At 45.6% G+C, this 1,812-nt stretch carries 3 protein-coding genes; all 3 read right to left on the bottom strand.

Features of this window, described 5'->3' with window-relative positions:
• Positions 1 to 126: 126 nt before the first annotated feature.
• Positions 127 to 312, bottom strand: coding sequence for a YjfB family protein (locus WCO51_13365; protein MEI6514241.1), 186 nt, complete (start codon positions 310 to 312; stop codon positions 127 to 129).
• Positions 313 to 320: 8 nt separating this feature from the next.
• Positions 321 to 1,181 carry an HDOD domain-containing protein gene (locus tag WCO51_13370; protein ID MEI6514242.1) on the bottom strand — a complete coding sequence of 287 codons (861 nt, stop codon included), beginning with the start codon at positions 1,179 to 1,181 and terminating at the stop codon, positions 321 to 323.
• The coding region (locus WCO51_13375) for a chemotaxis protein CheD (protein ID MEI6514243.1) at positions 1,181 to 1,812 on the bottom strand (632 nt) is incomplete at its 5' end. The genes WCO51_13370 and WCO51_13375, both read right to left, overlap by 1 nt.

Here is a 1,812-nt window from a genome sequence, read left to right on the forward strand (position 1 = left end):
GCAGGGGGTTTAAGCCCCCTATATGCTCTAAGTACGTCACGCTGAGCGTAGTTGAAGGGTTTTCCGGAAGGTAATCGAATCTAATCTGAACTGCCCTTCGATATACTTATGGTTTTATGAGTTCGATTAAACTCTTATATCTATTATTTGGCCTTTGCCGCTTATCATTTTTAATAGCTGGGTTGCGGCTTGCTCTTGAGTATCAAGAGTCTTCTTTAATACATTTCCAGTGGTCTGCGTTTTGATATCGCCTGCCTTTAACATCGATTTCAGAGCTTCTATTGCGTTATCATTACTAATCCGAACGTCCATCAAATCTCCTAATTAAACTCAAAAAGTGGTTTTGATTTGGCTATAGTGTCAACCATTTTGTCAGCTACGAACTCTAGGTCTGATTCAGATAATCCCAGATGCTCCATCGCCGAAGATGAGAACGGGTAGTGCAGGCCATCTCCGCCAATACCAATACCTATGCTTAAAGCAACCGCATCAGCGATATGGGTGATTTGGGTTAGACTCGATGTGGAATCTACGCGGTCCGGACAGTGATGGTTAGTCACGGCTTTAACAAGCGATTCAGGTAGGTTCCATTGACTAGCAAGATGCCCTCCTACGTCGGCATGAGTGAAACCAAAGCTGTTGTACTCAGAGTCATTGAAGGGGATATTTTCTTCCCGAACTTTCTTTAGCATCTCGGGAAGCATGTCCTTCATCCACATGCTCATAACTACTTTGCCAATATCATGAAGTAGCCCCGCTGTAAATGCTTCATCAGGGGAAACGCTTCGAGTTTGTTTTGCGATGATCTCTGCGCCTATCGCGACAGTAAAAGAGTGCCGCCAGAGCATCGCCGGGGCTAAATCGTAACCTGACAATTCTTTTGCTAGCCAAGGGAAGGTAGAAGCCAGTAGCGCCATGTGACGAATCGTTCGGGTTCCTAAAAGCATAACCGCATCATTGAGAGTGCTTACCTCATGTGGTAAGCCATAATAGGCGGAATTCGCTAATCGTAAAATTCTTGCAGCCAGTCCTTGATCGTTCGCGAGTGCGCGAGCAATCGTTAAATTCGGTATGTCTTCATCGTTGGCAAGCCGAACGACTCTTAGCGCTGCTTCAGGCATGGTCGGCAGGTCTTGAGTTTTAGAAACAAAGTCCTTGATTGAAACTATTCCGGATGTCATCAACTTACTCCTGACTTAACAGCAGACTCTCCTAATTCACAAAGAACGCGTTCAACAGTTTTGGATGAATTAACAACCACTTTGCCGGTATCGCTATAAATGGCAATCGTGCGGCCATCGCTTCCACCCACATCGACTGCGACCACCTCGATGTCGTAAGCCTTAAGGCAATTGTTAAGGGCTTCAACATTTCGAGTACCAATGTCATAAAGAGATGCAAGCGAGTTGCTCAGTATCATTTTTGAACCACCAGCGAGAGCGACTTTAAGCTTCAAAGGGTCTGCTCCTTCTTGCTGCATCGCTTCCATTAAAGCTGGAATGGCTGTGTTGGCGTATTTGGCCGGTTTATTGGTGGTGCGATTGGTTGAGCATTCAGGCAGTATAACGTAAGCCATGCCCGCTACTCGCGCAAAAGGATCGTAAGCACAGACTGCTACGCTCGATCCTAAGCCGGTACAAATCAAGCTGCGAGTGCCTATGGTGGCTGCGATCTCTGCAATTCCTACAACAATTGGTTCAAATGCCATTACTTTAAGAAATTCCTTCCCTATTAATTCTCGGCTAGAATTGACAAGGTTTATAGGTTCATTGTGATGGGCACTTGCGAATGTGTAGCCTTTAATAGGAGACG

The sequence above is a fragment of the bacterium genome (assembly GCA_037131655.1).
Taxonomy (GTDB): domain Bacteria; phylum Armatimonadota; class Fimbriimonadia; order Fimbriimonadales; family JBAXQP01; genus JBAXQP01.